This window comes from Rudaea sp. (genome assembly GCF_036383415.1).
Lineage (GTDB): Bacteria > Pseudomonadota > Gammaproteobacteria > Xanthomonadales > Rhodanobacteraceae > Rudaea.
This window is the reverse complement of sequence record NZ_DASVOK010000011.1, coordinates 1-25,605: the sequence shown is the minus strand read 5'-3', so window position 1 is coordinate 25,605 and position 25,605 is coordinate 1. Positions and strand designations below refer to the sequence as shown.

Here is a 25,605-nt window from a genome sequence, read left to right as displayed (position 1 = left end):
CTGGCGTCAGCTTGCGGGCCTAGATTCGCCGCCAACGGACGCTTCGATCCGGCGCAGAAGCGCAATCACCAAAACACAACGACCAGGCCTGCATACGCTGGCCGCCCCGGGAGGACACATGTTTGTCAGAACGAGTTTGGCGTCGGCCATCGCGGCCGGCCTATCGCTGTTGTTGTCTCAGGCCGTGTTCGCCGACGGCAACGCGGATTCCGCATCAGCCAGCGTTGCCGCCACCGGCGATGCCGCTGCAGCGGAGCAGAAGAAGGACGACAAGGACGAGAAGGAAACCCGCGAGCTGGACACTGTCCAGGTCTCCAGCAAGTTCGTGTCGAAAGGCGCGCACAGCGCGATGAAGCAGGACCTCGACGTTCGCGACACGCCGTACTCGACCGCCGACTACTCGCAGGCGTTCATGAAGGCGATCCAGACGACCAACCTGACCGACCTCTACCAATACATGACCGGCATCTCGCGCGGTGGCGTGACCGGCTACGACATCTCGATCCGCGGCTTCAAGACGACGCAGGCTGACCAAGGTGCAATCCTCGTCGACGGTCTGCCCGGCCTCGCCGGTCGCTTCGGCTCGCCGCCGACCGTGATGGCGCAGAGCATCGAAGTGGTCAAGGGTCCGGCCTCGGTGCTGTACGGTGAGGCGCAGCCGGGCGGCTTCGTCAACATCGTCACCAAGAAGCCGGACGAAAAAGCCTCGGGCAGCCTGGACCTCACGGCCAAGACCTTCGACGGCTACGGCATCGGACTCGGCGACCACATGAGTTATGTCGGTGACCTCGACCTCACCGGCCCGATCGACAAGGATCACAACCTGCTCTATCGCGTCGTCGCGGAACTCTCCGACAACAACACCTTCCGCAACGGCTGGGAGCATGCGCGCTACATCGCGCCGAGCGTCCTCTGGCACATCGGCGAGAGCACCACGCTGCGCCTCTCCGGCGAATACCGCCGACGCAACAACGCCTACGACAACTACCTCGTCGCGCCGAACAAGGATGCCTCGCTGATCGCGCCGATCACGACCAAATACCAGGAGCCCGGTGACCTGCAGCAGGAAGGCGGGCGTTCGGCAACCGCCGCGCTCGAACACGATTTCGAGAACGGCGGCGTATTCAACTTCTCCGTGCGCCACGTGCGCGGCTGGGATACGGCGGTGGGCTACGACAATGTCGGCGTGCTCAAGGACCTCGTCACCCTGCAGCGCCGCGCGCGCGGGCAGAGCAATCACCGCGGCTACGACTACTTCGATACGAACTACACGCAGGCGTTCAAGACCGGGCCCATCGAGCACAAGATCCTCGTCGGTCTCGGTGGCGGCACCAACAAGACCGACTTCCTGCGCTTGCAGTTCTTCAACGGCCCCACCTCTGGCCCAACCGCGCTGCCGGGGCCAAAGTCGATCAACATCAACATCTACGATCCGATCTTCGGCGTGTCGCCGCCGCTGTCGTCCTTCCCGCCCGGCCCGCTCAACGACCGCGTGACGACCGAGAGCAACGCCGGCGCCTACGTCTCCGATGTGATGACGCTGTCGGAACACTGGAAAGCCAGCGTCGGCCTGCGCTACACCAAGGATCATACGTACCAGACCGAGCACGTCTATCCGCCGTTCACGAGCAGCGCCAAGTCCTCGGACGATGTGCTGCCGACCGCCGGCATCCTCTACCAGCCGGACGAGAACTGGACGTACTACTACAGCTATTCGACCTCGTTCATCGCGCCCTCGCCGACCGCGCAGGCCGCCGACGGCAGCAATCCGTTCCAGCCGACCACGTCCCATCAGAATGAAGCCGGCGTCAAGGCCAGCCTGTTCGATGGCCGCGTCACCTCGACGGTCGCGCTGTTCGACATCCAGAAGACCAACACTCTCGCCGTGGCCGCCTGCAACGCCGGCGTACCCGGCACCTGTTCGGTGCAGGTCGGCGGCGAGCGCTCGAAAGGTTACGAGTGGGAACTCGACGCGCAGCCGCTGGAAAACTGGCACGTGCTGTTCGGTTTCGCCCACGCCAACGCGAAGGTGGCCAAGTCGAACGGCAATCCGACCACGCCGATCGCCGACACGCGCCTGACCAATGCGCCGCTCAACAGCGCGCACATCTGGTCGCGCTACGACTTCGCCGAAGGCCCGCTGAAGAACTTCGGCTTCGGCGTCGGCATCAGCTATGCATCCCAGATTCGCGGCAGCCAGCCGACTCCCGCCGACCAGCGCGTGCTGCTCCTTCCGGGCCACGTGGTCACCGACTTGGCCTTCTACTACCTGGCGATGGACAAGTTCCCGGTCACCCTGAAGCTCGGCAACCTGTTCGACAAGACCTATTACGAAGGCGTCAACTCGACCACGAACGAAATCGGTGTCGTGCCGGGTTCGCCGCGTTACGTGCAGCTTTCCGTGAAGGTGCCCTTCCTGTGAAACATTGCCATCGCCCCTTCCCGCGCAGCCTCGTCCGCTGCGCCCTTGCCGCCGCGCTGATTGCCTGTGGCATCGGCGCGGCCTCGGCCGCCGACGCTCCCGCCACTGCGGCGACGGTCGCGGCGACGCCGACCCAGTTCGTCGAATGGGTCGACCAGCCGCGCGCCACGGCCAAGCCGCAGACCGAAGAGGAGGCCGAGGCCGGCAAGAAAAACGGCCGCGCGCTGCCCGAACTCGAACTGCTGCAGCCGACACTCGATACGGCGCTTCCCGCCTACAAGCCGCGCAAGGACCTCAAACTCGCCGGCACGTTCAAGGGTGCCGCCTCCGACGTACTGCCTGGCTTGGCCAATGCCTGGTTCGCCGCGTTCAAGAAGCTCTATCCGAACGTCAACCTCAGCGTGGCGCCGCCGTACGCCGGCAGCCTTGGCGCGAAGGAACTGGTCAAGCAGAACATCGACTTCGTCTTCGTCTCGCGCGAACTCAAGCCCGATGACATCACCGACTTCAAGGCGAAGTTCGGCTATGCGCCGACCAGCGTGCCGATCAGCGGCGGCAGCTACCGCCACTTCGGCTTCCTCGACGCGGTCGGCTTCTTCGTCAGCCGCGACAACCCGCTCGACAAGATCAGCTTCGCCCAGCTCGACGCGATCTTCTCGAGCACGCACCATCGCGGCGGCAAGCCGATCACGACCTGGGGCCAGCTCGGCCTGACCGGTGAATGGGCCGACAAGCCGATCCACGCCTACGGCATCAAGCCGTGGAACGGATTCGAGGAATTCGTGCGCCAGCGCGTGCTCAGCACCGACGGCAAGCGCGGCGAGTGGAACGACGGCGCTCACTACGACAAGCTCGTATTCCCGATGGCGAAACATGGCGTCGAAGATCGCTACGCGATCGGCTACACCGGCATTGCCTATGTCGACTCGCCGGTGAAGATGCTCGCGCTCGGCGAGAACGAGTCCGGTCCGTTCGTCGCGCCGAGCTACGAGAACGTCGCGCGTGCGAAGTACCCGCTGTCGCGCCTGATCTTCTTCAACGTCAACAAGGCGCCGGGCAAGGCGCTCGATCCGGCGCTGACCGAATTCCTGCGTTTCGTGCTCAGCCGCGAAGGCCAGCAGATCGTGCGCGACCAGGCGCTCTACCTGCCGCTGCGTGCGAGCCAGGCCGAGAAAGCGCGCGCCCTGCTGGAACCGTAACGTCTCCGAATCCCCCTTCACTCTCAACTACGCCGAGATCCCATGAAAACGAAAATCGCCTCGCGCCGCGCCAAGGTGCTCACTCTTGCCGCTGCCTGCGCCGCCGCGCTTGCCACCACGTTTGCTCCGTCGGCGTTCGCGCTCAAGTACGCCGCGGTCGAACATCATCTCAAGGTCGATCCGGCCATTCCCGCGTGGAAGCCCGCGGAAGTGAAGAGCGAGCCCGAGGAGGAAATCGCCCTCGTCGGCGCCGACGTGATGGACGAGATGTGCCTGGGCTGGGCGAAGATCTTCCGCGAAGCTTATCCGCACCTGTCCGTGGTGCTCGACCTGCGCGCCTCGGGTGCCGGCGCACCCGGCCTGATCGCCGGCGCGAAAGCGCCGAACTCGGTGATCGCCCCGGTCGGCCGCGAGATGCTGCCGGCCGAGGAGAAAGCCTTCGTCGAGAAGTTCGGCTACGAGCCGTTCCGCATCAAGGTCGCCACGGGCAGCGTCGGTTCGCTCGGCAAGACTGCCACGTCGATCGTCATGGTCGACAAGGACAACCCGATCAAGGGCCTTTCCCTGCCCGAACTCGACGCGATCTATTCGACCACGCGCAAGCGCGGCCATGCCGATGTGAAGACCTGGGGCGATCTCGGCCTCAAGGGTGACTGGGTCGCGCGCCCGGTGCACAAGTACGGCCTCAAGGCGCCGAACGGCATCGAGTGGTTCTTCAAGATCAACGTGATGGACATGGGCGACTACAAGGACGACATCCAGTTCGTCAAGGGCAAGGGCTTCACCCACGCCTTCAACGTCGCCGCCGAGGACATGGCGAAGAATCCGGGCGGCATCACCTACGCGCTGCTCGCCAATGTCACGCCGAACGTCAAGGTCGTGCCGCTTTCGGAAAAGGACGGTGGCCCCTACCTCGCGCCGACGCTCGAGAACGTCTACACGCACAAGTATCCGCTGAGCCGCTACGTCTACATCTACGTCAACCGCAAGCCGGGCACGCCGCTGGAGCCGAAGGTCAAGGAATTCCTCAAGATGGTGCTCAGCAAGCAGGGCCAGGACGTGGTCGCGAAGGAAGGCGTCTACATCCCGCTGCAGCCTGCCGTGGTCAAGGAAGAACTCGCCAAACTCAACTGATCGCCTAACGCGGCGCGGGATACACGCAACATGACAGACACAGTAAGTGTCCCGCGTCGCGTCTTTCTTTCCGCCTGCGCGGGGGCATTCGTCTCCTTGCGCGCCCGCGCAGGCACTTCGACTCCGGCGCTGCCCGTCTACGCGCCGCAGGCGAAAGTCGGCGGCAAGCTGCGCTTCAGCGGCGCCGACACGATGCACGATCTCGTCGCCGCCTGGGCGCGCGATTTGACCCGGTTCCAGCCGAACATCGAGATCGACAACGCAGCAACGAAACTTTCCGCGGACGGCTTCGCAGCCTTGCTCGACGGCCAAGCCGATGTCGTCACGTTCGTGCGCGAGCCGTTTCCCGCGGAGATCGATGCGTTCACGCGCATGTTTGGCCATGCGCCGACGGTGATCAACGTCGCCGGTGGCAGCTATGCGACCAAGAGCGGCACGCATGCGCTCGCGATTTTCGTCAACGCGGCCAATCCGATCACGCGCATCAGCCTCGACGAACTCGATGCGGTCTATTCGCGGGACCATCGCCGCGGCGGCAAGGCGATCGCGACCTGGGGCCAGCTCGGCGTCGGCGACGACTGGGAGCCGCTTCCGATTCACGCCTACGGCATGCTGCATCGGCGCGAGAGCGGCAATCCGCCCGGAATCGTCAACTTCTTTCAACAGCGCGTGCTGCGCGGTGGCGAGTTCCGCGACGGCATCCGCGAACAGGTCGACCGCCCCGGCGAGTCCGCGCTCGACGCGATCGTGCGCAGCGTCGCCGAAGACCCGCGCGGCATCGGCTACAGCGGCTTCGCCTATGCGGCGCCCGGCACCAAGACACTGGCGCTCGCGGAAACCGAACGTGGTCCGTACTTCGCCGGCACGCCAGAGGAAGTGACGCGTCGCGACTATCCGTTGTCGCGCCAGATCTATCTCGGTTTCAATCGCACACCCGGCAAACCGCTCGCGCCCGCCCTGCGCGAGTTCCTGCTTTTCGCGCTGAGCCGGCAGGGCCAGTTGATCGTCGCCAACGATCGCATGCGCTTCCTTCCGCTGACGCCCGGGCAGGCCGAGACATCGCGCCTCGCACTCGCCGACGTAGGCAAATGACGCCGCGCGCTTTCCGGCCGCTGTACTGTGGCATCGCTTTTGCACTGTCGCTGGCCGCGGCGGCCGAGGCGGTGTGCTCCGATGTCGATCCCGCCCTGCCGCGTTACGCGCCCGCCAAAGTGGAGATCGCGCGCACCGAGCCTTGGCTGACAAACGATGGCGCGATCCGCATCGTCGGCTACAACGACATGCGCGACATGTTCGACGCCTTCGTCGCGCGCTATGTCGCCGCGCATCCGGGCAGTACGTTCCGCCTTGAGCTGACCGGCACGCGCGCCGCGCCGCCGGCGCTCGCGGCCAACACGAGTGCGCTCGCGCCGATGGGCGCCGAGTTCACGCCGGATCAGCTTGCAGAATATCGCCAGGCCTCGCAGGCAACGGACCCTGTCGAATTCCGCGTCGCCCATGCCTCGCTCGACCCGCGTGCGCTGAGCGGCCCGCTCGCCGTGTTCGTGCATGCCGACAATCCGCTGCGTTCGCTCACGCTCGCACAACTCGCGCAGGTTTTTTCCGGCAAGGCGACGCACTGGCGCGATCTCGGTGTGCAGGGCGACTGGGCCAACCGACCGATCCATCTCTACACGATGGAGCCGGACACTCCGCTGGCTTTGTCTTTCTACGGGCGCGTGCTTGGCACAACATCACCAGCGAAACCGTTCGCGCAATTCCATCAATCGCGCGACACGATCGATCGCATCGGCACCGATCCACTCGGCATCGGCTTCGCCGCGGCGATGCGCGTCACCGACAAGGTGCGCCTGCTCGCGCTTGCCGCGAAGCCGGGAGCGACGCCGGTGCTGCCCACCGAAGCCGACATTCGCGCCGGCCGCTACCCGCTCGATCGCTGGCTGCTGATCTATGCACGTCTGCCGCTGAGTGCGTTCGCGCGCGAATTCCTCATCCTCGTGCTGTCGCGCGAAGGCCAGCAGGCCATCGCCGACACTCCGCAACACTATTTGCCGTTGTCCGCCGAGGAAGCTGCGCACGAGCGCGCAAAATTGCGCTGATTTCCGGCACTTCATTCCGGCCAAAGCCGAAATGAAGTGCGAAGATACACGCGATTGCTGCGATGCCTGCGCGTGAGGCGCGCACAAGTCGCGCCCCATCTACGTCGTAAGGCCATCTCAACTCAATGAGCAGGCGCCGTCCCGCCGCCATTGCGCCGCGTCAGTGCGATCAGCACCGGCACGGCGAGCAGCACGAGCGGGTACTGGACGATGAGGCCGGCGATGATCGCGATCGCGAGCGGCTGCTGGATGCCGGAGCCCTGGCCGATCGCGAAAGCGAGCGGCAGCAGGGTCAGGATCGCGGCGAGCGTGGTCATCGTGATCGGACGCAGGCGGTTGCGGCTCGCCTCGAACAGCGCCTGGCGCAGCGGCATCGTGTGCGCGAGTTCGGTGTATTCGCTGACGTAGAAGATCGCCATTTCGGTGGCGATGCCGATCACCATCGTCATGCCCATCAACGCGGTGATGTTGAGCTCGACGCCGGTGATCCACAGCGCGGTGAACACTGCCGTGGTCGACAGCAGCGAGGTGCCGACGATGATCAGCGGCAGCCAGAAGTCTTCGTAGAGGATCAGCAGCAGGACGAGTTCGGCGATCAGCGCGGCGATGAAGACGACGGCAAGGCTCGCGAACGCGATCTGCTGCTGGCGATACAGGCCGCCCATTTCGTAGCGCACGCCGGTGGCGAGCATGCCCTTCTGCTTGAGCACCTTTTCGACGTCGGCGACCGCCGCGCCCATGCCGCGGCCTTCGATGCGCGCGGTGACCGCGACCATCGGCTGCAGGTTGTCGCGCTTGATCTCGGGCTCGCCCGACACCGGCGTCAGCGTCGCGACGCGCTTGAGCGGGAAGATGTGGCCGTCGGTCGCGCGGATCGGCAGGTCGGCGAGATCTTCGAGGTGCAGGTTCATCGCATGCGGCATCCGCACGCGCACGTCGACCAGCTTGTTCGGCTGCGGCAACTGGGTGGCGACCGCACCGTTGATCGCCACGTCGACGGCCTTGCTCACCTCGTCCGGGGTGATGCCTTCGAACGATGCCTTGACCGGATCGACCTTCATGTCGATGCCGTCGCCGGCGAGCATGACGCCGTCCTTGATCTCGACGACGCCGGGAATCTTGGCGATCGCCGCGGCGACCTTCTTCGCCTGCGGAATCAGCTTGGCCGGGTCTTCGGCGAAGAGCTGGACTTCGATCGGCTGCGGCACCGCGGTGAGGTCGCCGATCAGGTCTTCCATCAGCTGGGCCAGTTCGATGTCGACGCCGGGCACGTTCTTCTGGATGTCTTCGAGCACCGCGGCCATGATCTCTTCGGTGCCGCGCGCGTGGTCGGGCTTCAGGCGCACGAAGAAGTCGCCATGGTGCGGTTCGCCCAGATCGCCGCCGAGGCCGGTGCCGGTACGGCGCGAGAACGTCTCGACTTCGGGCTGCTCCTTCAGGATCGCCTCGATCTGCTTGAGCTCGCGCTCGGTCTCGTCGAGCGAGGTGCCGGGCTTGGTGTAGAAATCCATGACGAAGCCGCCTTCGTCGACCTTCGGCATAAAGCCGCTTTGAACACGCGTATAAGCAAGTGCACCAATCAACAACAGCGGTACGATCGCGCCGAGCAGAATGAGCGGCTTGGCGAAGACGCGCTCGAGCATGCGTCCGTGGGTGCGCGAGAGCCAGTCGTCGCGATCCGCCGCGGGGTCGTGCCAGGTCTTGAAGTCGATGAAATAGCGCGCCAGGATCGGCACGATGAACGCCGCGAACAGGTATGAAATCATCAGCGCCGCGGCCATCGTCACCGCGAGCGCCTTGGAGAAGGAGCCGGTCACGCCGCTCATGAAGCTCAACGGCAGGAACACGATCAACGTGGCCAGGCTCGAACCGGTCAGCGGGCGCAGGAACTCGCGCGTCGCCGGCAGCACGGCGGCCTTGCCGTCCGCAATGCCCGGCACGCCGGCACGCCGCGCGATGTGCTCGACGATCACGATCATGTCGTCGATGATCAGGCCGACCGCGGCGGCGATGCCGCCCAGGGTCATGATGTTGAAGCTCATGCCGAACACGCTGAGCACGAGCACGGTGATGGTCAGCGTCGCCGGCACCACGAGCACCGCGATCAGCATGACGCGCACGTTGCGCAGGAACACGAACAGGACGATGCCGGCGAGGATCAGGCCGATGATGACCGCATCGCGCACGCTCGCGCCGGATTCGAGCACGAGCGTGCTCTGGTCGTACCAGTTGGACAGCTTCACCCCGTCCGGCAGCTTGAACGTGGCCAGACGCGCGCGCACGTCCTTGGCGATCTGCACGGCGTTGCCGTCGGGTTGTTCGTAGACGTTGAACAACACTGCCGGCTTGCCGTCCTCGACGACGCGCAGCCAGAACGGCGCCGCGCCGGGGCCGACCTCGGCCACGTCGGACAGGCGCACCACGCCGGCGGCGTCACCGCGCACGACGATGTTCTTCAACTCGTCGATCGAGCGCAGGTTGCTGTTGGAGACGACGAGGAAAAGCTTGTCGCGATCCTGCACGCGACCGACCGCCTGCAGCGAGTTGCCGGCAGTGACCGCGGCGACGAGTTCGTTCATGCCGATGCCGTACTCGTTGAGGCGGTGAGTGTCGGCCTCGACGTGCACCTCGTCGATCAAGCCGCCCTGCACGTCGACGCGCGACAGGCCCGCGATCGGTGCGAGCACGGGCACGATGTCGAACTGGGCGAGATCGCGCAACTGGTTCGGCGTGAGCTTGTCCGAGGTCAGCGCGTAGGAAATGATCGGGAACACGGTCGGGTCCATGCGGCGTACGCCGTAGGTCGTGCCGGTCGGCAGCTTGGGCAACGCCTGCGCGATCGCGGCATCGACGAGCAGCGTGGTTGCGATCATGTCGCGGCCCCAGCCGAAGTCGATCGAGATCTGCGCCGAGCCGCGCGAGGACGCCGAGCGCACCTCGTGCACGCCGGGTACCGAACGGATCGCTTCCTCGACCGGCCGCGTCACCGCGAGCACGGTTTGGTCAGCCGGGCGGTCGCCCGAGGACAGGTCGACGACGACGCGCGGGAACGACACCTGCGGGAATAACCCGACCGGCAGGACGAAGGCCGCGACGAGACCTGCAACCGCCAGGGCAAAGGCGATGCAGAGCAGCGAGCGGGCGTGGTGTTCGATCAGTCCGACGAAATTCATGGCTGCTTGCCGTTCGCGTTCTTCGCCGGCGCGGCTTTGTCATCCTTCGCCGCGGGTTTGGCATCCTTGGCGGCGGGCTTTTCGTCTTTCGCCGCGTCCTTCGCGTCCGCCTTGTCGTCCTTGGCGTCGCCTTCCTCCTTGCGCACAGCACCACCGTCTTCGAGCTGGTAATTGCCGACGGTGACGACTTCGAGCTTGGGATCGAGCGGTCCTTCGACGGCCGCGCTTTCGTCATCGTTGCCGATGCGCTTGATCTTGATGCGCTTGGCCTTGTCGCCGGCAACCTGGAACAGATAGGTACCCTCGTCGTCGTCGAGCACGGCGTCGCGCGGCACGATCCAGCCCTTGAGCTCGCCGACCTCGATCTGCGCGCGGAATGCTTGGCCCTGGATCAGCTCGTCGTCGACGGTCACGTCCGCGTCGACGAGACGCGTCTTCGGATTGAGGCTCTTGTCGATGCGCGAGAGTTTGCCCTCGACCGCCTCGCCCTCGCCCGCCAGCGGCTTGATACGCACGGTCTGGCCGAGTTTGAGTCGCTTGATTTCGGATGGCTCGATGCCGCAGGTGACGACGAGGCCGTTGCTGCGCGTGATCGTCACGAGCGCCGCGCCCGCGGCAACCCGGTCACCCTGGTTCACCGGCACCGTCGCGACCACGCCGTCGAACGGCGCGACCAGCGTCTGCTGCGGCTTGCCGCCGGTTTCGTGCGCGAGCGCATCGAGCGCGGACTGCGCGTCGGCCGCCGCCTTGTCGGCGAGCACCTTCTGGTCGCTCGTGGCGAGTTGCTGGCCGAGCAGGCGCGTGACGCGCGTCTGCTCTTCCTTCGCCGTCTTCAACGCGGTAACCGCCTGCGCATACGTGCTCGATGCCGCCGCGGACAGGTGGAATTCCATCAGCGTCTGCCCCTTGTGCACCGCTTCGCCAGGCGTGACCGCGATGTGCATGACGCGGCCTTCGGCCTGCACGCTCAGGGTCATGCCGCCATTGATCGCGGGCACGGCGGTGCCGTAGGCGGTCAGCGCATCGGCGATGGCACCGAGCTTGGTCGGCTGCGTTTCGACGAGCACGCTGCCCTTGACTTCTTCTTCGGCGGGAGCGGCGGCGTGGGTGAGCAGCAAGCCCGCGGTGCCGGTGATCAACAAGCCGGCAACGAGCGCAGCGAGAAGTTTGGGGTTCATGGTTGTTCCTGCTTCGAAGAAGTTTGCGCACCGGGCATTTCGGCATGCGGCATGCCGGCACCGACAAGCGTGGCGAGAGCGACCTGCTGCTCGAGCATGGTCAGATGCAGGGCGAGGATTTCCTGCTGCTTGGCGTTGCGCGAGGCGATGAGGTCGACATAGCTGCGCTCGTCGATATCGCCCTGGCGGAACGCGGTCTGCACATGCGCCGCCATCGGCTCCATCTGCGCGAGCATCGTGCGCTTGGTTTCGAGCTGTTTCTGCAGCAAGGCCTGGTCGGCGAGCATCGCCTCGACTTCGCTCTTGGCCGCGATCAGGCGCGCCTCGAATTCCGCGTGCAGTTGCTCGCGCGTCGCGTGCTCCTGCGAAATGTTGCCCTGGTTGCGGTCGAAGATCGGCAGGTCCATCGTGATCTGCGGACCGAGCGTCCGCACGTTGCTCGTGTCGCGGCCGTAGGTCGGGCCGATCGAGAACAGCGGGAACTGCGCGAGCACCGACGCCCACACCTTTTCCTCCTGCGCGCGATAGCCGAGCTGCAGCGCGATCAGGTCGGGGCGGCGATTGGCGAGATCGGGCAGCTGCGCGCGCACCGCGGCGACATCGATCGCGGGCAAGGTCGCCTCGTCGGCGAGCTGGAGCTTCACCGCAGGATCGAGGCCGAGCAGCAGGTTGAGATCGCGCCGGCGCGTCTGCTGCGCGCGCTCGAAATCGTCGAGCTGTTTCTGTGCGTCGGAGCCCGCGGCGAGGTCGGGTGCGAGCGTGGCCAGCGTCGTGTCGCCCTGCTTGAGCGCCTGCTGGTTGCGTTGCAGGCGCTCGTGCCAGAGTTCGGCATTGCGGCGCAGCAGCGCGAGCTGCCGGTCGCCTTCGATCAGGTCGACCGCGGCGAGGCGCGCCTTGCCTATCGTCTGCCACTCCTGCCAGAGCACGGTGGCGTCGACCGATTGCGCGGTCGCATCGGCGGCGTGATGCTTGGCGGAGAACGTGACGATGGATTTCAGATCCATGGTCAGGCCTGCGGCGATCGCGGCCATCTCGCCCGGCCCGCTGAGCAGGTTCGCATAGCTGCCGCTGAGTACCGGATTGGGCAGGATGCCCGCAGTGCGCAGTTGCGCCTGGGCAATGCCATGCTGGGCGCGCACGGCGACCAGGTCAGGATTGTTGTCGAGCGCGAGACGCACGACGTCGTCAGGAGTCAGGCGCTCGGGCAGCGCGCCGTCGTGGCGCAGGTCGGCGAGCGAGGTCTTGCCGGTCGCGGCGAGATCCAGCGGCTTCGGCGAGTAGGTCGCGCAGGCGCCGAGCGCCAGCATCGCGGCGGCGAGCGTGGCGTGGCGGACGAAGCGGAACGGAGCGGTCGGATTTTTCATCGCGGTCACCCTACCCGCGCGCGCTATGCGCCGAGGTGGCCGCAACATTACCGTTTTGCAACTTGACGGACGCGCGCGCATGGGTCTAGATGCGCGCATCGCTTGCTTTGCCCGCCATTGGCCGGCCCGAAACCCTTGAGAATCCTGCTGATCGAAGACGACGCCGAGACCGCGGACTACGTGATGGCAGGCCTGCGCGAATCCGGCCACAACATCGCAGTAGCGCGAGACGGCCGCGACGGGCTGTTCCAGGCCACCGGCCAGGACTGGGACCTGCTGCTTGTCGATCGCATGTTGCCTGGCCTCGATGGCATGACCCTTGTACGCACGCTGCGCGCGGGCGGCATCGAAACGCCGATCCTGTTCCTGACCACGCTCGGCGGCATCGACGACCGCGTCAACGGCCTCAACGCCGGCGCCGACGACTACCTGGTCAAGCCGTTCGCATTCTCCGAACTCGCCGCGCGCGTCACTGCTCTCGGCCGCCGACCGCGGCGCACGGCGGCGGAGACGGTGCTGCGCGTGGCCGACCTCGAAATGGACCTGCTCGCGCGCAGCGTGCACCGCGCGGGACAGGCGATCGAGCTGCAGCCGCGCGAATTCCGCCTGCTCGAATTTCTCATGCGTCACGCCGGCGAAGTCGTCACCCGCACGATGCTGCTCGAACAGGTCTGGGATCTCGATTTCGATCCGCACACCAACGTCGTCGAAAGCCACATCAGCCGCCTGCGCGGCAAGGTCGACAAGGGCCATGCCGCCAGCCTGATCCAGACGCTGCGCGGCGCCGGCTACTCCCTGCGCGAAGCGATGCCGTGAACCTGCGCCGCCTGGTCCGCACCTCGAGCTTCCGTCTGACCCTGCTCTACGCGGCGCTGACGGGTGCAAGTTTCCTCGTCCTGTTCGTCACCGTGTTCTGGTCGACGACGAGCTTCATGCAGCACCAGATCGACATCACCGTCGCCGCCGAGATCAAGGAAGTGCATACCGCGGCGGTCGACGACAGCACCGACAGCCTGCGCCGCGCGATCGAATCCTCGACCAAACAGGCCGGCGGCTTCTACTACCTGCTGCAGGATCGCGACGGCCGCGTGCTCGCCGGCGACCTGCCGCCGCTCGAGCCGGTCATCGGCGTGCGCGAATGGCTGGAGCCGCAGCGGCTGCCGCGCTATCCGAAGACCGACATCCGCGGAAGTGGCGAGGCGACCGCCGATGGCGGCTATCTCTTCGTCGGCACGAGCGCACACGAAGTACACGAACTGCGCGAGTCGGTCGCGCAGTCGTTCCTCTGGGGCGTCGGCGCGGCGATGCTGCTCGTGCTTGCCGGCGGCGCGCTGATGAGCGCCGCGGTCCTGCGCCGCATCGAGGCGGTGAGCCAGACCAGCCGCGACATCGTCGCCGGCGATCTGCAAAGACGCATTCCGCTCAACGGCAGCGGCGACGAATTCGATCACCTCGCCGACAGTCTCAACGCGATGCTCGACCGCATCGGCGTGCTCATGGAGGGCCTGCGCCAAGTCTCGACCGACATCGCCCACGACCTGCGCACGCCGCTGACGCGCCTGCGCCAGCGCCTCGAACTCGCGCAGCAGCGCGCACCCGACGCGGCGGCACTGCATGCAACGATCACGGCGACACTGGTCGACATCGACGCGATCCTGCAGACCTTCGGTGCATTGCTGCGCATCGCGCAGATCGAGAGCGGCGCGCGCAAGGCGAGCTTCCGCACGGTCGATCTTTCGGAGCTGCTGCACACGGTCGCGGAAATCTATCAGCCGGCAATCGAGGAAAAATCGCAAACGCTGCGCGCGGACATCGCCACGGGTCTGAGCGTGCACGGCGACCGTGAGCTGCTGACCCAACTCTTCGCCAACCTCGTCGAGAACGCCTCGCGCCACTGCGACGCGGGTGCACGCATCGCGCTCGGCGCACACCGCAGGGGCGATGCCATCGAGGTCGTCGTCGCCGACAACGGCCGCGGCATTCCCGTGGAGTTGCGCGAGAAAGTGCTGCAACGCTTCGTGCGTCTCGACGCGAGCCGCACCACGCCCGGCAACGGCCTCGGCCTCGCCCTCGCCCATGCGGTCACCACGTTGCACGACGCCGATCTCCAACTCGGCGACAACGCGCCGGGGCTGCGCGTCAGTGTGCGCTTCGCGGCAGCATAGACCAGTGTGATCAGGCGGACGTCGGCCGGCCGACGAATGCCACGGTGCGATACGACACGTTGACCTGGCCGTCGCGCGCGTGGCGCGCGAAGATTTGCGCCAGCTTCTGCACGGCGCGCTCGCCCTGCGGCGTGTCGCGATCGGGCATCGCCGAGCGCGACAGCGCCAGGCTGACCAGCCCGGCGTGATCGAGCTGCTGCATGTTGGCGAGTTCGAAGCGCTCGAACGATTCCGCGGCGAAGAACGCCGGCACGTAAGACAGGTCCTGACGACGATCGAGCACGGCCTGCTTTTCGCCGCCGAACTCGCCGAGCAGATCGTCGAGTGCCTTCTGCAGTGGATCGGCGAGCGGGCGCGTGTTCCAGACAAGAACGACGCGGCCATCCGGTTTGAGCACGCGCGACCACTCGCGGCGCACGGCCTCGACATCGAACCAGTGAAATGCCTGCGCGGCGGTGATCACGTCGACCGAAGCGTCGGCGAGCGTGGTCGCCTCGGCGCTTGCGGCGATGCTGCGGTACTTGCGGTACTGGGCCAGCGTTGCATCGGCGACGGCACGCATCGCCGCGTTCGGCTCGATCGCGATGACGTTGTAACCGCGGTAGAGCAGCTGTCCGGTGAACAGTCCCGTGCCCGCGGCGATGTCGACGATCTGTGCCGCTGTGTGCAGCGTGCGGCTCGCGCGCAGGCGCTCGAACAGCGCGGCCGGGTAGCGCGGCCGTGCCGCGGCGTAGTCGGCCGCCTTGGTCGAAAAAGCGCCGCCTGCTCCGCCCCGTTCGGAGAACAGCGCCGGAAGCGAAGGCGCGCCGGGCGCAGGCGATCCACTCATGCCTCGCGCCCCTGACGCCGCGTCATGCGGGTCGACATCGCGCTCAACCGAACTGCTTGAGTGCGATGAGCGCCAGCGTCACAGTGATCGCACCGCCGATGCGGGTGGCGATCTGCGCGAACGGCATCAACACCATGCGGTTCGACGCGGTGAGGATGGCGATGTCGCCGGTGCCGCCCTGGCCGCTGTGGCAGGCGTTCACGATCGCGGTTTCGATCGGATACATCTTGATCCAGCGTCCGACGTAGTAGCCGGTGGCCATGAGCGAAAGCACCGTGGCGACGATGGTGATCAGGTTGGCGATGTGGAACGCGGCCATGAGCTTGTCCCAAGGCGTCATCGCGACACCGACCGCGAACAGCAGCGGATAGGTCACGCCGACCGAAAAGAACTTGTACACCGCGTACGCGCCCTGGCGCAACTGCGGCGAGATCATGTGCGCGAGCTTCGCGGCGACAGCAACGAACAGCATTGTGACCGGTGCGGGGAAACCGAACAGCTTGTAGGCCATGAGGCCGATCATGTAGAGCGTGATCGCGGTCAGCGCGGCGGCGGCGATATGGGTCACGTCGACATGCTGGCCGACTTCCTCTTCGCTCGCCTCCATCTCGTCGTGCTCGCCAGCCTGCAGGCGGCCCTCGCCGGTAAGGTGCGGGTATTTCTTGCCGAGCGCGTTGAGCGCACCCGAAGCGAGGATCGCGGTCAGGCTGCCGAGCATTACGATCGGTAGCACCTCGGCGAACAGGTCGCCCTGCTTCTGGTGCAGGATGTCGGCGTAACCCATCGATAGCGGAATCGCACCCTCGCCGACACCGCCAGCCATGATCGGCACGACGATGAAGAAGAACGTGTGCTGGGCGCCGAGGCCGAGCAGCGTGCCGACCAGCGTGCCGACGATCGCCGCGACCACCGATCCGGCTGCGAGCGGCACGAAGATCTTGAGGAAGCCCTTGACCAACACGCCGCGATCCATGCTCATGATGCTGCCGACGATGATCGCCGCGATGAACAGGTAGAGGAAGTTCGTCGACTTGGTGAAATCGGTGACGTTCTTGACCACGACGTCGGGCAGGACCTTGTAAAACACCAGCGCCGAGGGGATGAACGTCGCGAAGATCGCCGCCGCACCGATGTTCTTGATCACCGGTATGCGCTTGCCGACCTCGGCGCAGGCGAAACCTCCGACCGCGAGGATGGCGATGCTGACGTTGATCTCGGCAGGCAGCGCGTTGAGGTAGACGAATCCCGCGATCAGCGCGAGAAGCACGATGAAGACCGGCACCGGAACCACGCCGATGCGAAGTTCCATGAGCTTCCACCAGGCGTTCGGCCAGAACGGCTCCCCGGTGCCGGCCTGCGGTTTGTTGATGGGCGATACGTTGGACATGTCTTGGACTCTTTGTTGAGACTTGGGTGATGAGACAGCGCGACGGCTGGCGTTTCCTCGACGACTACCCCTCGATGGAAAGATGGGCCGGCGCGCTCGTCATGATGGAAAAATGATCAGCGGGTATACGTGAGCACGGTGAACGTGTTGTCGTAGTAGGTGTTCGGATAGAACTGGGTCACGCCGGTGTTGATCTTCTTCGACGGATCGGCCACGCCTTCCGCCGTCACCGTGTACACCTTCTTGGTCTTCGGATCGAGCGCCATCGTGCGCGCGTACGGGCGCGTCGTCGCCGCCTCGACCAGCTTGTAGCTGTCGGGCGTTTCCTGCGCGTAGATGACGAGGTTGGCGTCGACGCCGTTCGAGGTATAAATCTGGTGCGTCGCCTTGTCGAAGACGACGCCGTCGACACCGTGGCCGATCGGCAGCGTGGTCACGACCTTGCCGCTGGCAGCATCGAGTACTGCGAGCACCGGCTTCTCGCTGCGGCAGCCGACGAAGATGTGCTTGCTGGCCGGGTCGTAGTCGAGGCCGGTCGGCTGCGCGCAACCCTCGGTCGGGTATTCGGCGAGCAGCTTGCGCTGGGCGACGTCGACCTTGATGACCTTGTTCTTGTCGCGCAAGGCGATGAACATGTTGCCCTCGCCGTCTGCGGCCGAGCCGTCGATCTTGTTGGCGTCCACCGGCAGCGTGCCGGTGACGTTGCCGGTCTTCGCGTCCATGAACGCGAGCGCGTGACCATCACCCATCGTGAACACGAGCTGCTTGGACTTCGGATCGTAGAACACCGAGTCGGAGTCCTTGCCGAAGGTCACGCGCTTGATCGTCTTCAACGTCGACAGCTTGAACATCGTCGAGGTGCCGTCGCCGTTCGCGGTGTAGCCGAGATCGAATTCGGGCACGAGACGGATCGCGCCGGCGTCTTCGGACTCTTCCAGCGTTTTCACGATCTGTTTCTTGATCAGGTCGAACACGGCCGCGCCGTCGCCGCGGCGGCCGATGAAAAGAATTGGCCGAGTCGCGTCGAGCGCCACGTAGTCCCAGTCGGGCGACTTGCCCTTGAGCGTCGTCGCCGATTCGAGGTGGTAGAACGGCTGCGCCGATGCATTTGCGGCGGACAGCGCGATCGGCATCGACAGCGCGGCGAGACTCAGATGGCGCAGGACGCGGGCGGCGGGAAACGATCTCATGGTCATGTACTCCTGTTTTGCGTGTTGATTGAACGAATTTCGATCAGAACTGCACTTCGACCGAAGCATAGGTCAGCCGGCCGAGCGGCGAGAACGTGGCGACATCTGCGTTATTGTCGACGAAGGCGCGCGGGGCGAGCGGCGGCATGCGGTTGGCGATGTTGTTCATGCCGACGGCGAGCTTGATGTCCTTGATCGCCTTGTCGCTGGCCGGGTGGATGTCGTAGCCAAGACGGACATCCCACGCCACGTAGCTGCTCACATGAATTTCCGGCGTCGAAGTGCCGTTCACGCCGGTGTCGCTCGCCGCAGAGGAATACGTGTTGCCGAGCGTGACGTCCCAGTCCCCGTCGCTCCAGTTGAAGGTCGAGTAGAAACGATACTTCGGCAAAGTGCCACCGAACCCGCCGCTGGCACCCGCATTGTTGGTGTGACCGGCGTATTCGATGTAGGCGCCGCCCGGCAGCGGCTGGAAGTTGAACTTGTTGAACACGGCGCCGGCCGTGGACAAACGGAACGTGCCGAATCGATCGGTCGGAATCACGTAGTCCGCGGAAACGGTGAAGGAGTGCTCGGTCAGCGACGCCAGGTTGCGGAACTGGTCGATCACATACAGGCGGTTCGCCTGGTTCGGGTCGCCCTTGCCCGTTGCCGAACTGGTCAGGAAAGCGAGCAGGTCGCCGGGATGAGTGAACGGCTGCGTCGCACCGGTTTGCCCGGGGAAGGCATCGATCGCGAGATTGGAAAAATACGGCGACGCCGAGCCGAGCGAGTTGATGCTCGTCAGGATGGTGTTGAAGCCGATGCCGCCCGCGAATCCCTTCAGAGTGATGTTGGAGTAGTCGACCGCGAGCGACAGTCCGGGCACGAAGTTCGGGCGCACGGTGAAGCCGAGCAGCTTGGATGTCGATTTTGCCGGCTTGAGATTCGGATTGTTGCCGTCCTCGCCGTTGAACGGCATCGCCGTGTAGTTCGCACCGAACACGCCCTGGATTACGCCGGCGCCGACCTGGCGCGTATCGGTGGGGCCGTACATGGCGTACAGCGACGGCGCACTGAATGACTTCGAGTAGCTGGTGCGCACGATGAATTGCTTGTCGAACGGCTCCCAGCGGAAACCGATCTTGGGCACGAACGAGGAGCCGGCGTCGCTGTATTTTTCCTCGCGGCCCGCGAGGGTGAGATCGAGCGCCTGCGCGCCGGGGAAATTCCATTCCTTGCCTGCGATCGGCACGCGCAGTTCGGCGAACGCGCCATAGATGTTGCGGCTGCGCGAAAACGGATCGGCATAGGTACCGCCCTGCCACTGCTGGTCGTTGCCAGTCGTGCTGCCGGTGACCGGATCGGTCACTCGGCCATTCGCGTCGGCATGCCCGGACAGGCTTTCCCGGCGCCCGCTGACGCCGAATGCGATCTCGACCTCATCGGCTGGCAGATGGAACAGCTTGCCGTTGACACTGGCGTCGACCGACATCAGCTGACTGCTCGCGTTGATCAATTCGTTGCCGTAGAGGTTGGCCAGCGATGCGGGATCGATGCCCGCGGCCCGGGCGAACGGATCCAGTGCGGGCTGCAGCACGAGCGGACCGCTCAGCGAGTAACCGCTGTATACCTTGCTGTATGCACCGCCGGCGACGGCGTTGCCGTTCGCATCGAAGCCGCCCGCGATCGCCTTGGCGAGGTTCGGCTTGTAGATCAGGTTGGTTTGCGTCTGCTCGAGATTGCTGCGGCTGTAGACCGCCGCCGTCTCCCACGACCAGTCCTCGCTGAAGTGGCCGCGCAGGCCTGCAGTCGCGCGGTACGCGGTCACATCGTTGTAGAAATCGTGCGTGTACGGCAGATAGGTGAACGCGACGCCGGTGAACGGCGTGGTCAACGGATTGGAGGGCGCGCCGGTCGGCACGGTGATACCGGTTGCGGCGACCGGCAGCCAGCGCGTGAAGCTGCGTCCGCTCGATGCCTCCACGTCGCCGAACGCCTCGAGTTTGTCCTCGATCAGCGTCTTCGACAGGTTCGCGGTGAAGGCGAGCTTGTTCTGGCGCATCAGCAAGGTCTGGTACGGAGAAATATCGAAGCCTGCGGCGATCGCAGCCGGTGTCGTCTTTAGATAGGTGCCATTGTTGACCAGGTCGTTGATCGAACCGGCGGTAGCAGCCGCCCCGACGGGATTGTTCTGCCGCGGCGAATACAGGCCGCCGTTAAGCAGATAGCCCGCACCGCCGACCGCGCCCGGAATCGACGAAGTCTTGCCGTAGAGCGGGCTGGTGAACGAACGCGTGTCTTGATAGAGCGGATCGGAAAGATTGGCGCTCAGCGTCGCCACGACCTTCACGCCGGCGAACGTGCCGCCGCCGCTGAGCCAGGCCGAACGCTGGCTGTAGTTGCCATCGGCATCGCCCCAGCGCGCGCCGGCGGTCACGCCCTCGTAGTCGGACTTGAGAATGAAATTGACCACGCCACCGATCGCATCCGAGCCGTACAGCGAGGAAGCGCCGTCGGCGAGCACTTCGATGCGGTCGACCGCCTGCGCCGGAATCTGCCCGACGTCGACGAAGTTCTTGCCATTGATCGCGCCGACGCCGCTGTTGGCCACGCGACGCCCGTTGATGAGGATCAGGGTGGGCAGATTGCGCAACTGCAGTTGCGAGCCACCGGCCGTGTTCTGGTTGTTGTTGTTGGCGTTGCTGTCGCCGGAATTGCTGCGACCGGCGAAAGCGGGAACCGTCTTGCGCAGCAGTTCGAGTGCGTTGGTGGCGACGCCGGATTGGGCGATCTTTTCCGCATCGATCGTCACCACGGGCACGACGACCTCATCGGGCGCGGTGTGGATCGCGCTGCCGGTGACGGTCACTTCATTGAGCTTCTGGGTTTCGTTTTTCTCGGCACTCTGCTTGTCCTGCGCGTTCGCGGGCGTAGCCAGCGCGGTACCGATGCACAGCGCCAGGGCCGATATCGCGCCCAACGAATTCAATTTACGGCTATACATGATTCTTCCTCCCAAGAAATGCCGCGACGATTCGTATCGCTGCGGCTTGTGTGTGGTGAGATGTACAACTCATCTTGTTGCATCAATCCCCGGAAGAGCCGTCCTGTCGGCGACCGTCCCCACGGCCGCCGATGATTCATTTCACGTCGTAGGCAAGCACCGCCGCCGTCGCCTTGGTGTCTCCGGGCGAGGCTGCGACGAACAACTTGTTCAACTTGGGCACGAGAATGCCGGTCTTCGCGCCGGCCACCGTGGTGACGGTTTGCAGCGGTTCGACGTGATCGGCGTCTTTCTCCACGAACACGCCCGTATGGCCGTCGCCGCCGAGCGCATAGATACGCTTGCTGCGCTTGTCGAAAATCACCTGGTCGCAGCGCTCGGGCGCCTTGAGCTCGGCGATCTGCGCACCGGTGTCGGCATTGACGACGATCAGCGTGCCCGGCTTGCGCGTGATCACGAACAGACGATGCGTCGCCTCGTCGAACGCCAGCGGTGCGTTGTCACCTTCGGTCTTGATCGGCCAGGTGGCGATGACCTTGAGCGTATTCTTGTCGACGACCGCCATTTCCTTCTTGCCGGTGACGTTGATGAAGATCTTGTTGCCGTGCTCCTCGATCGCCATCGCCTCGATCTTGTCGGTGGCGAACTTGAGTTCGCCCAGATTCCTGCCGGTATACGGGTCGATCTCGACCAGCCAGGTGCTGGTCTCTTTCATGTCACGACCGCCGGCGACCACGTAGAGCCGCTTGCGCGACGCGTCGTAGCCCATCGGGTCGGCACCCTTGGTGTGCTTGAACGAGCCGACGATCTTGTAGCTCGCCCCGTCGATGACCTTGGTCAGCCCGTCGGAACCGGTCTGGGTCACGATCAGCTTGTTGGCATCGGGCAGATAGAGCAGGCCGTGCGGCGTCTCCAGGCCGTCGATCGTCTTCAGATGCTTGAGCGAACTCAGCTCGAACACTTCCAGCGTGTTGTGGTCTTCGGCGGCAAGGAACAGGCGATTGCCTTTGATGTCGACGGCGAAATGGTCGAAGTCGCCCTCGTAACCGGGCAGTTCCGTCCCGCCGGCCGCGGTTAGGACCTGCGCCGCCGCAGGCCGCACGAGACTGTCCGCGCCCTCGATCCGCGTGGCCATCACGGCGCGCACTTTTTCGGCGCGCTGGTGCATCGCCTGCTGATCGTCGCCTTTCTTGTACGGGAAAACCACGCCGACCGCGCCGACGAGCTTGCCGCCGGCGTCGCGCAACACGCCAAGCGACTCAAAACGATCGCCCGACTCGTTGAGCTCCAACTTCGGCTTGCCGGACTTGATCACGCCCATGTCGTCCTCGTCCGCGGCCTTGCCGATGCGGCCGATGTTCGAGGCGATGATCGGATACTCTGGGTTGCTGGGCGCCGCGGCATGCATGGCGATGATGAGAATGCCCTTGTCGGCGTCGAGCGCTTCGTCGACAAGATTCTGCGCGAGCGTGTTCGTCGGCACGGCCGGATCGATCGGATCGTTTTCCATCAGGTTGGCGACATGCGAAATGCGCCGCGACAAGTGATCGCGAATTTCCGTCGCGCTCCTGTCCAGCCCCGCCTTGTCGTCGCCGGCCTTGTATTTGTAGGCGATGCCGATGCTGCCGACCGTGCGGTGCGCGACGTCGAAAAGCGGCAGGTTGACCTCGTAGCGATCGCCTGCCTTGTTGACGCCGGTACTGGTCTTGCCGGTCCTGATCACGTCAAGGTCTTCCGCATCGGCCTTCTCGCCGAGATGGCCGTTGTAGGCTGCGATCACCACGTTGTCGATCGTCTTCGGCGGCGTTGCGTGGATTTCGATGGCGGCGACGTCGGGACGTGCGGCCACGGCCCTGTCGACAAGTTCCTGCGCGTAGATTTTCTTCGCCGTTTCGGCCGCTTGCGCGGAAACGGCGGCGGCGAGCGCCAAGAACAGCGTTGCGATACGGATCATTTTTTCCTCCCGGTGTCGGCTTTGGCCGATTTTTTGGTGGTTTGTGCCGATCCGCCTCGTTCCCCGATGATCGAAAACTCATCCCGTGGCGTAAGCGGGCCGAACACTAACCCCGCAACCTTTCGCCGCCCTTAAGTGATTCTGAAAGGGAATTCAGATTGGTGTTGCAGCGCGTATCGCTTTCGCGAATGCAGTCCGATTAATTTGTACGTCTGCATCCCGGCGGCTCGCCCATGAAAATCCTGATCGTCGAAGATCAACAGCGCCTCGGCGAATTCCTAAAGCAGGGACTCGCCGAACGCGCCTACACCGTGAACTGGGTGCGCAGTTGCAGGGATGCGCGCGATGCGCTCTGCGAAACCAACTACGACGTCATCGTGCTCGACCTCGGCCTGCCCGACGGTGACGGCCTCACCCTGCTGCGCGAATGGCGGCAAAGCGGCTTCGCCGAACCGGTCCTGATCCTGAGTGCGCGCGACACGGTCGACGACCGCATCGCCGGCCTCGACCACGGCGCCGACGACTACCTGCAAAAACCCTTCAGCTTCGAGGAACTGCTCGCGCGCGTGCGTGCCCTGATCCGCCGCCAGGGCGCGGTCAAGCAGACCACACTCGAACACCGCGGCATCCAGCTCGACCTGCTCAGCCACACGGTGCGCGTCAACGCCAATTCGATCGATCTGACCAGTCGCGAATTCGCCCTGCTCGAAATCTTCATGCACAACCCGGGACGCACGCTGACGCGCACGCTGATCTCGGAGAAGATCTGGGCCTCGCACTACGACATCGACACCAACCTGCTCGACGTCTACATGAGCCGCCTGCGCGGCAAGCTTGAACCGGCATTCGACAAGCCGCTGTTCAAGACCGTGCGCGGCGTCGGCTACCAGATGATCTGAGCGGAACGAAGCGAGGCAGCCCCATGTTCCATTCCATCGGCGCACGGCTCGCCGCCTGGTACGCGCTCGCGGCGACAATCACGCTGGCCTGCCTGTTCGTCGTCGGCTATGTGCTTCTTTATACGCGCCTGATGCACGGCCTGGACCTGCTCAACAACTCGGAAGCGCAGCAACTGAGAACCTATCTCGGCCCCGACTACGCCAAGCTCGATCTCGAAGAGATCGACCAGCGCATCCGCGAGCAGTCGGAATCTGCCAAAGTGTTGTTCTACATCAATGTGCACAACACATCGAACAACATCATGTTCTACTCGCACAACCTCAACGGCGTGATGATCCCCGATGTGAAAGGCCAACACCGCTACGACGCCCAACTGCCCGGCGTCGGTCCGGTACGCGTCGGCGAGTACGTGCACGAAGGGCTCGACATCGTCGTCGCCACGTCGTCGGCCCAGGTCAACACCGCCATGGGCGACTACATCGAGATCTGCACCGCACTGCTCACAGCGATGCTGATCGTGAGCGTCGGCATCGGCTACGGCATCAGCCGGCTCGCACTGCGCCCGGTACGTTCGATCGCCGAAACCGCGCGCCGGATCGGCTCAGACAATCTCAGCGAACGCATGCCCGTTTCCGAGGTTCGCGACGAGATATCCAACCTCGCGCGCCTGCTCAACGAGATGTTCGATCGTCTCGAGACCTCGTTCGGCCAGATCCGCCGCTTCACCGCCGAGGCGTCACACGAACTGAAGACGCCGCTGTCGCTCGTACGCCTGCACGCCGAGAAGCTGCTCGTCGACGGCAGGTTCGCGCCGGCACAGGAGGACGCGCTGCACACCCTGCTCGAAGAAGTGAGCTACCTCGACCGCATCATCGACCGCCTGCTGTTCCTCTCACGTGTCGATGCCAAGGTCACGCGCCTGGATCCCGTCGCACAGGACCCCGACCCGTTCCTGCGCGGCTTCGCGCCCGACGCCAGTGCGCTGGTCGAGGACCGTGGCCTGCGCTTCCACTTTACCCACGCCGGTGAAGGCACGGTCCGCTTCGACGCGAAATGGATTCGCCAGGTGCTGCTCAACCTGGTCAGCAACGCGATCAAGGCCTCTCCGGCCAACGGTGAAATCCGGCTCGCATCGAAACTGGACGACGACACCTGGCGCGTCGCCGTCGAGGACGATGGCCGCGGCCTGCCGCCGGGAGAACTCGAGCACATCTTCGAGCGTTTCGTGCGCGTGCCCGGCACCGGCTACGACGACGGCAAGAGCAGCGGCCTCGGCCTGAGCATCTGCCGCAGCATCCTCGACCTTCACGGTGGCCGCATCCACGCGGAAAACATCGCCGGCCACGGCGGGCTGCGCGTCGTGTTCGAAATTCCCGGCTGACGACCACACTTGTGCCAGCACTCACCCGCGCGGCGTCGCGCCGGTCTGTTCCAGCCACAGGCGGCGCAACTGGCGCGCGGAGCCCAATCCGGCCATCGTTGCCGCCGATTCGACGCTGACCCCGGTCGCAAGCGCCTGCTTCGCGAGTGCGAAGCGCAGGCGCGCGTGGTAGTCGCGCACCGACATGCCGGTGGCATCACGGAAATGCCGGGTCAGCGTGCGCACGCTGACGTGTGCGCGTGCG

At 65.0% G+C, this 25,605-nt stretch carries 18 protein-coding genes; 9 read left to right on the top strand and 9 right to left on the bottom strand.

The features are described from left to right. Positions 1-118: 118 nt before the first annotated feature. The 5 genes from VF497_RS00390 (at position 119) to VF497_RS00370 (ending at position 6,854) form a co-directional block, all read left to right on the top strand. Positions 119-2,422 carry a TonB-dependent receptor gene (locus tag VF497_RS00390; protein WP_330885131.1) on the top strand — a complete coding sequence of 768 codons (2,304 nt, stop codon included), beginning with the start codon at positions 119-121 and terminating at the stop codon, positions 2,420-2,422. Next, positions 2,419-3,621 (top strand): PstS family phosphate ABC transporter substrate-binding protein, encoded by a 1,203-nt coding sequence (locus VF497_RS00385; RefSeq protein ID WP_330885129.1) that lies wholly within the window; start codon positions 2,419-2,421, stop codon positions 3,619-3,621. Before VF497_RS00390 ends, VF497_RS00385 begins: the two co-directional genes overlap by 4 nt. Positions 3,622-3,663: 42 nt before the next feature. Next, positions 3,664-4,755, top strand: a complete 1,092-nt coding sequence (locus tag VF497_RS00380) for a PstS family phosphate ABC transporter substrate-binding protein (protein WP_330885127.1) — start codon at positions 3,664-3,666, stop codon at positions 4,753-4,755. 96 nt (positions 4,756-4,851) lie between these two features. Next, positions 4,852-5,847: a PstS family phosphate ABC transporter substrate-binding protein gene (locus VF497_RS00375; RefSeq protein WP_330885125.1), complete on the top strand. Its 996-nt coding sequence runs from the start codon at positions 4,852-4,854 to the stop codon at positions 5,845-5,847. Beyond that, positions 5,844-6,854 (top strand): PstS family phosphate ABC transporter substrate-binding protein, encoded by a 1,011-nt coding sequence (locus tag VF497_RS00370; RefSeq protein WP_330885123.1) that lies wholly within the window; start codon positions 5,844-5,846, stop codon positions 6,852-6,854. Before VF497_RS00375 ends, VF497_RS00370 begins: the two co-directional genes overlap by 4 nt. A 122-nt stretch (positions 6,855-6,976) precedes the next feature. Here VF497_RS00370 and VF497_RS00365 read toward each other — a convergent pair whose 3' ends face one another. From VF497_RS00365 to VF497_RS00355, 3 genes are read right to left on the bottom strand one after another with little or no spacing between them, the layout of a single operon-like run. Continuing rightward, on the bottom strand, positions 6,977-10,027 hold the full coding sequence (locus VF497_RS00365) for an efflux RND transporter permease subunit (protein WP_330885121.1): 3,051 nt from the start codon (positions 10,025-10,027) through the stop codon (positions 6,977-6,979). After that, positions 10,024-11,205 (bottom strand): efflux RND transporter periplasmic adaptor subunit, encoded by a 1,182-nt coding sequence (locus VF497_RS00360; RefSeq protein WP_330885119.1) that lies wholly within the window; start codon positions 11,203-11,205, stop codon positions 10,024-10,026. Before VF497_RS00360 ends, VF497_RS00365 begins: the two co-directional genes overlap by 4 nt. Continuing rightward, a complete protein-coding gene (locus tag VF497_RS00355) occupies positions 11,202-12,569 on the bottom strand; it encodes a TolC family protein (protein ID WP_330885117.1) in 1,368 nt (455 codons plus the stop codon). The genes VF497_RS00360 and VF497_RS00355 overlap by 4 nt, the downstream gene beginning before the upstream one ends. Positions 12,570-12,704: 135 nt before the next feature. Here VF497_RS00355 and VF497_RS00350 point away from each other — a divergent pair, with 135 nt between their 5' ends. Both VF497_RS00350 and VF497_RS00345 read left to right on the top strand, forming a co-directional pair. Beyond that, on the top strand, positions 12,705-13,385 hold the full coding sequence (locus VF497_RS00350) for a response regulator transcription factor (protein ID WP_330885115.1): 681 nt from the start codon (positions 12,705-12,707) through the stop codon (positions 13,383-13,385). Then, the gene (locus tag VF497_RS00345; RefSeq protein WP_330885113.1) at positions 13,382-14,734 is read left to right on the top strand and encodes a sensor histidine kinase; all 1,353 of its coding nucleotides are present in this window, start codon (positions 13,382-13,384) and stop codon (positions 14,732-14,734) included. Before VF497_RS00350 ends, VF497_RS00345 begins: the two co-directional genes overlap by 4 nt. Positions 14,735-14,744: 10 nt before the next feature. On the opposite strand, the gene VF497_RS00340 is transcribed toward VF497_RS00345, so the two are convergent. The 5 genes from VF497_RS00340 to VF497_RS00320 form a co-directional block, all read right to left on the bottom strand. Continuing rightward, entirely contained in the window at positions 14,745-15,563 is an 819-nt protein-coding gene (locus VF497_RS00340; RefSeq protein ID WP_330885110.1) for a class I SAM-dependent methyltransferase, read from the bottom strand. 43 nt (positions 15,564-15,606) lie between these two features. After that, positions 15,607-16,950 (bottom strand): 2-hydroxycarboxylate transporter family protein, encoded by a 1,344-nt coding sequence (locus VF497_RS00335; RefSeq protein ID WP_330885108.1) that lies wholly within the window; start codon positions 16,948-16,950, stop codon positions 15,607-15,609. A gap of 116 nt (positions 16,951-17,066) precedes the next feature. Continuing rightward, on the bottom strand, positions 17,067-18,140 hold the full coding sequence (locus VF497_RS00330) for a YncE family protein (RefSeq protein ID WP_330885106.1): 1,074 nt from the start codon (positions 18,138-18,140) through the stop codon (positions 17,067-17,069). Between the two features lie 43 nt (positions 18,141-18,183). Further along, complete coding sequence (locus VF497_RS00325) at positions 18,184-21,126, bottom strand: TonB-dependent receptor domain-containing protein (protein WP_330885104.1); 2,943 nt, start codon at positions 21,124-21,126, stop codon at positions 18,184-18,186. Between the two features lie 136 nt (positions 21,127-21,262). Continuing rightward, positions 21,263-23,080 carry a hypothetical protein gene (locus VF497_RS00320; protein ID WP_330885102.1) on the bottom strand — a complete coding sequence of 606 codons (1,818 nt, stop codon included), beginning with the start codon at positions 23,078-23,080 and terminating at the stop codon, positions 21,263-21,265. Between the two features lie 233 nt (positions 23,081-23,313). Here VF497_RS00320 and VF497_RS00315 point away from each other — a divergent pair, with 233 nt between their 5' ends. Together VF497_RS00315 and VF497_RS00310 are read left to right on the top strand one after the other, a co-directional pair. After that, the gene (locus tag VF497_RS00315) at positions 23,314-23,979 is read left to right on the top strand and encodes a response regulator transcription factor (protein ID WP_330885100.1); all 666 of its coding nucleotides are present in this window, start codon (positions 23,314-23,316) and stop codon (positions 23,977-23,979) included. A 23-nt stretch (positions 23,980-24,002) separates the two neighbouring features. After that, the gene (locus tag VF497_RS00310) at positions 24,003-25,361 is read left to right on the top strand and encodes an ATP-binding protein (protein WP_330885098.1); all 1,359 of its coding nucleotides are present in this window, start codon (positions 24,003-24,005) and stop codon (positions 25,359-25,361) included. Between the two features lie 21 nt (positions 25,362-25,382). Here VF497_RS00310 and VF497_RS00305 read toward each other — a convergent pair. Next, on the bottom strand, positions 25,383-25,605 hold a 223-nt coding region (locus tag VF497_RS00305), incomplete at its 5' end, for a helix-turn-helix domain-containing protein (protein ID WP_330885096.1).

Bases quoted from the DNA above. Each gene is read 5' to 3' on its own strand.
- VF497_RS00390 (WP_330885131.1), top strand. From the start codon at position 119: ATGTTTGTCAGAACGAGTTTGGCGTCGGCCATCGCGGCCGGCCTATCG.
- VF497_RS00380 (WP_330885127.1), top strand. From the start codon at position 3,664: ATGAAAACGAAAATCGCCTCGCGCCGCGCCAAGGTGCTCACTCTTGCC.
- VF497_RS00370 (WP_330885123.1), top strand. From the start codon at position 5,844: ATGACGCCGCGCGCTTTCCGGCCGCTGTACTGTGGCATCGCTTTTGCA.
- VF497_RS00365 (WP_330885121.1), bottom strand. From the start codon at position 10,027: ATGAATTTCGTCGGACTGATCGAACACCACGCCCGCTCGCTGCTCTGC.
- VF497_RS00360 (WP_330885119.1), bottom strand. From the start codon at position 11,205: ATGAACCCCAAACTTCTCGCTGCGCTCGTTGCCGGCTTGTTGATCACC.
- VF497_RS00355 (WP_330885117.1), bottom strand. From the start codon at position 12,569: ATGAAAAATCCGACCGCTCCGTTCCGCTTCGTCCGCCACGCCACGCTC.
- VF497_RS00340 (WP_330885110.1), bottom strand. From the start codon at position 15,563: ATGAGTGGATCGCCTGCGCCCGGCGCGCCTTCGCTTCCGGCGCTGTTC.
- VF497_RS00335 (WP_330885108.1), bottom strand. From the start codon at position 16,950: ATGTCCAACGTATCGCCCATCAACAAACCGCAGGCCGGCACCGGGGAG.
- VF497_RS00330 (WP_330885106.1), bottom strand. From the start codon at position 18,140: ATGAGATCGTTTCCCGCCGCCCGCGTCCTGCGCCATCTGAGTCTCGCC.
- VF497_RS00325 (WP_330885104.1), bottom strand. From the start codon at position 21,126: ATGTATAGCCGTAAATTGAATTCGTTGGGCGCGATATCGGCCCTGGCG.
- VF497_RS00320 (WP_330885102.1), bottom strand. From the start codon at position 23,080: ATGATCCGTATCGCAACGCTGTTCTTGGCGCTCGCCGCCGCCGTTTCC.
- VF497_RS00315 (WP_330885100.1), top strand. From the start codon at position 23,314: ATGAAAATCCTGATCGTCGAAGATCAACAGCGCCTCGGCGAATTCCTA.
- VF497_RS00310 (WP_330885098.1), top strand. From the start codon at position 24,003: ATGTTCCATTCCATCGGCGCACGGCTCGCCGCCTGGTACGCGCTCGCG.